Source organism: Nonlabens sp. (assembly GCF_047636915.1).
Lineage (GTDB): Bacteria > Bacteroidota > Bacteroidia > Flavobacteriales > Flavobacteriaceae > Nonlabens.
Genome location: NZ_JBLIGN010000145.1, coordinates 1 through 4075 on the forward strand (window position 1 = coordinate 1; position 4075 = coordinate 4075).

The window sequence follows — 4075 nt, forward strand, 5'->3', positions numbered from 1 at the left end:
CAGGTAAATCGACCAGATGCCATGATTTATTAATCAGAAAGTGATTGATCAATTGGGTTTTTCCAGGTCTTCCAGAAGTTTTGGCAAGGCTTTTTTGATTCACTAACATATTGATCAAAGAAGACTTACCTACGTTAGACCTGCCTATAAATGCATATTCTGGAATTCCAGAATTAGGGCATTTTGACACATCTTGATTAGATATTATAAATTCTGCACTAGTGATTTTCATATGGCAAAGATACTTTATAGTCGTTTGTGAGATGAAGCTTGGAATTCATGCTCGCAGATGAGGAGAAAGAAGGAAAGACCTTGGTAAAAGAAATTTATGTTACAGCCCTTTGTTTTCCAACCAGCTGTTCAGGATCTCGTTGAATTGATCAGGATGTTCCATCATGGCAGCATGACCACATTTATCAACCCAGTATAGGTCACTGTTAGGTAGTTTTTCGTGAAACTCTTCGGCCACTTTGGGAGGCGTTACTCCATCTTGTCTTCCCCATATAATACAAATAGGGGTGGTCATTTTAGGAAGGTCTTTTGCCATATTGTGACGAATGGCACTTTTTGCAATCGCCAGCGTTTTAAGTAGTTTATTACGGTCGTTTACCGTGGCAAAAACTTCATCTACTATTTCTTTAGTAGCAACTGCTGGGTCATAAAATACATCTTCACTTTTCTCTTTTATGTACTCATAATCACCTTTTTTAGGATAGCTTGCTCCCATGGCGCTTTCATAAAGACCAGAACTACCTGTAATGATAAGAGCTTTAATTTTTTCAGGATACAATTTTGTAGTTACAAGGCCTATGTGTCCACCTAAAGAATTCCCTAATAAAATAACCTCTTCCCAACCCATGTGATTGATAAAAGCATTGATGTGTTTTGCAAACGTTCCAACACTGGTTTTAATAAGTGGGGTGCTGTATAGAGGTAAGGTAGGCACGACTACTTGATAACCTTTAGGAGGAAAATAATCGATCACACCTTGAAAATTACTTAGACCACCCAATAAACCATGAAGTATGATAATAGGAGTGCCTTTGCCAGTAGTATAATATTCAAATTTACCGTCTTTAATAAGGTGGTGCGTCATAAGTAATTGTAAACCGCAAATATAGTGGTTTTGAATATAGGAAAAACAAGGAATGCTTTCTGCTTTTGATTAAGAAATTGTTATTTTTTTAAGGATGGACTCACCCTCTTTCCGCTTTCGCGAAAGCGAAACAACAAGCATTTTCTAAGATTCTCACAACGTCTTTAAATTGTTAACAACTGGGGTAGTTATTCAGAAATGAACCCTTTTATCAACAAAGTGGGATATTGTGGTAAAAAGTGGTGTTTAATTTCCTATTTTTGATCTGATAGCGCTAAACAGCTATTTCCAGTGATCAATTTTATAGGAACATACGAGTGTAAAACCGATGCCAAAGGGCGATTCATGATGCCAGCTGCTTTAAAAAAGCAGTTGACGCCAGTCGTGCAGGAGGGTTTTGTAATCAAGCGGGCTGTTTTTCAGCCTTGTTTAGAGCTCTATCCTATGAAGGAATGGAATAAAATGATGGAAAAGTTGAACGGTTTAAATCGATTCAATAGGAAACACAATGATTTCATACGTCGTTTTACTGCTGGAGTGAAAACCGTTGAGGTGGATGCAAATGGGCGATTGCTCATTCCCAAAGATCTCATAACCATTGCAGGAATTACAAAAGAAGTCACCGTGTCAAGTGCGGTGAATATATTAGAAATCTGGGATAAGGAAAGGTATGAAGCGGCCATTGATGACTCGCTAGATGACTTTGCTGATCTCGCTGAAGAAGTAATGGGAAATGACACAACCGATCTCTTATCATAATCCGGTTCTCTTAAAAGCAACCGTAGAAGGATTACATATCCATCCATCTGGAGTTTACGTAGATGTAACTTTCGGTGGTGGTGGTCACTCTCGTGAGATACTTTCCCGTTTAGGTCCAAAAGGAAAGCTCTACGCTTTTGATCAAGATACAGATGCGTTAGAAAACACGATCGATGATCCGCGTTTTATGTTGATTCATCAAAATTTTGGTTACATGAAGCGTTTTTTAAGGCTGTATGGAGTAAAACAGGTAGATGGTATTCTCGCAGATTTAGGGGTGAGCTCACATCAATTTGATGAAGCAGCACGTGGGTTTTCTACTAGATTTGACGCCCGATTGGATATGCGCATGAATCAGGAGCAAGAGCTCGATGCTGTAATAGTACTCAATACGTATAGTGAAGAAGATCTGATGCGTATTTTTAAATCTTATGGGGAGTTGCGTATAGCTCAAAGATTAGCGCAACGTGTTGTAACGGCTAGGGAAGAGTCAGAAATTATTAGCGTTGCAGATCTTAAAGAGATTTGCGCGCCCTTAGTTCCGGAGCGTATAGAGCATAAATTGATGGCTCAGGTGTTTCAAGCGATACGCATTGAAGTGAATAAAGAGATGGAAGTGCTTTATGATTTCTTAAGGCAATCGGAAGAGATTTTGAAGATAGGAGGAAGGTTGAGTGTGATCTCTTACCATTCTTTAGAAGACCGACCCGTAAAAAGATTTATGAGGAATGGTCTCTTTGAAGGAGAACCAGAGAAAGATGTTTTCGGTAGATCCAGTGTTCCTTTTAGGAAAATAGGGAAGATGATTATTCCTTCTAGAGAAGAAATTAAGTTAAATAATCGCGCCAGAAGTGCTAAGCTTCGTATCGCTGAGAAAATAAAAAGAGAATAAATGGCTGCCAAAATATACGACATATTAAAAGGTAGTTTTTTAACCAATGAAGATGCTTTTAAGAACTGGCGTTTTATTTTGTTTGCTGCTTTTCTCGCCATTATTATGATTTATACAGGTCATAGTTATGAAAGGAAAGTACATAAACTGGCTGCTCTTAAAGAGCATGTGACAGAGTTGCATAGTGAGTATACTGATTTAGAAAGAAGGTTGATGTTTATGCAAATGGAGTCTACCGTAGCTAAAAAAATAAAAGAAAAAGGAATTGCTCCGGCTAAGAATCCGCCGCAAAAAATAGTAATCGTAAGAAACAACCATGGCGACAACTAGTAAAAACATACTGATCAAGATGTACCTCGTAAGTGCTTCCTTTGTTATTGTGGCGCTCCTCGTTGTTGTGCAAATTATCAATATTCAATTTGTGGAAGGAGACGCTTATCGTGCCAAAGCAGAGCAGAGTGTTTTTAGAAACGATACCATTCCATCTACTAGAGGTAACTTATATGATGCAAATGGTCAGTTGCTGGCTACCTCAATAAGTAAATACGATATTCGTTTCGATGCATTAGCGCCTTCTAACAGCGATTTTAATGAGAATATAGCTCCGCTAGCAGAAGCACTAGCTGCTAAATTCCATACAACTAAAAATTATTACCTACAGAAATTCAGAAAAGCTCATAGCAACCGCAACCGCTATATGCTCATTGCAAAAAATCTCGATTATGGAGATTATAAAGAAATAAGAGAGTTTCCTTTATTTCAAAAAGGTCCTTATCGCGGTGGATTGATCGTGGAGCAAAGAATAGTAAGAGAGCATCCATTAGGTAAAATGGCAGAGCGCATTGTAGGTTATGATCGCAACGGCAGCGCTCCTGTGGGATTAGAAGGTGCTTTTGCGCCTTATTTAAGAGGTAGTGATGGGGTGCGGCTAGAACAAAAAATAGGAAAGAACCAATGGAAACCTATTAGTAGTGAAAATGAAATTAACCCTAATGACGGGTATGATGTCTACACGACCATTGACGTAAATATGCAAGATGTGGCTCATCATGCTTTATTAGAACAGTTAGAATATTTTGAAGCAGATCACGGTACGGCCGTAGTGATGGAGGTGGCAACTGGAGAAATTAAAGCGCTTTCTAATTTAGGAAAAGGAGAAAGTGGTAAGTATTATGAAAAAAGAAACTATGCTGTTTGGGAATCTCACGAGCCAGGCTCTACGTTTAAATTAATGAGTGTGATAGCGGCGTTAGAAGATAAAGTAGTAGATACCAGTACTATTTTTGATACTCAAGGAGGAAAAATTTCTTACTACGGTCGCAATGTAC

At 38.5% G+C, this 4075-nt stretch carries 6 protein-coding genes; 4 read left to right on the top strand and 2 right to left on the bottom strand.

From position 1 onward, the window contains the following. Together ACJAT0_RS12875 and ACJAT0_RS12880 are read right to left on the bottom strand one after the other, a co-directional pair. The coding region (locus tag ACJAT0_RS12875) for a GTP-binding protein (protein ID WP_415181979.1) at positions 1-232 on the bottom strand (232 nt) is incomplete at its 3' end. A 99-nt stretch (positions 233-331) separates the two neighbouring features. Next, positions 332-1096: an alpha/beta fold hydrolase gene (locus tag ACJAT0_RS12880; RefSeq protein ID WP_415181980.1), complete on the bottom strand. Its 765-nt coding sequence runs from the start codon at positions 1094-1096 to the stop codon at positions 332-334. Positions 1097-1387: 291 nt separating this feature from the next. On the opposite strand from ACJAT0_RS12880, the gene mraZ reads away from it, so the two are divergent. The 4 genes from mraZ to ACJAT0_RS12900 form a co-directional block, all read left to right on the top strand. Then, complete coding sequence (gene mraZ, locus ACJAT0_RS12885) at positions 1388-1855, top strand: division/cell wall cluster transcriptional repressor MraZ (protein WP_415181981.1); 468 nt, start codon at positions 1388-1390, stop codon at positions 1853-1855. Then, positions 1830-2747, top strand: a complete 918-nt coding sequence (gene rsmH, locus ACJAT0_RS12890; protein ID WP_415181982.1) for a 16S rRNA (cytosine(1402)-N(4))-methyltransferase RsmH — start codon at positions 1830-1832, stop codon at positions 2745-2747. The genes mraZ and rsmH overlap by 26 nt, the downstream gene beginning before the upstream one ends. Then, entirely contained in the window at positions 2748-3077 is a 330-nt protein-coding gene (locus ACJAT0_RS12895; protein ID WP_415181983.1) for an FtsL-like putative cell division protein, read from the top strand. It begins immediately after the preceding gene. Beyond that, the coding region (locus tag ACJAT0_RS12900; protein WP_415181984.1) for a penicillin-binding transpeptidase domain-containing protein at positions 3064-4075 on the top strand (1012 nt) is incomplete at its 3' end. The genes ACJAT0_RS12895 and ACJAT0_RS12900, both read left to right, overlap by 14 nt.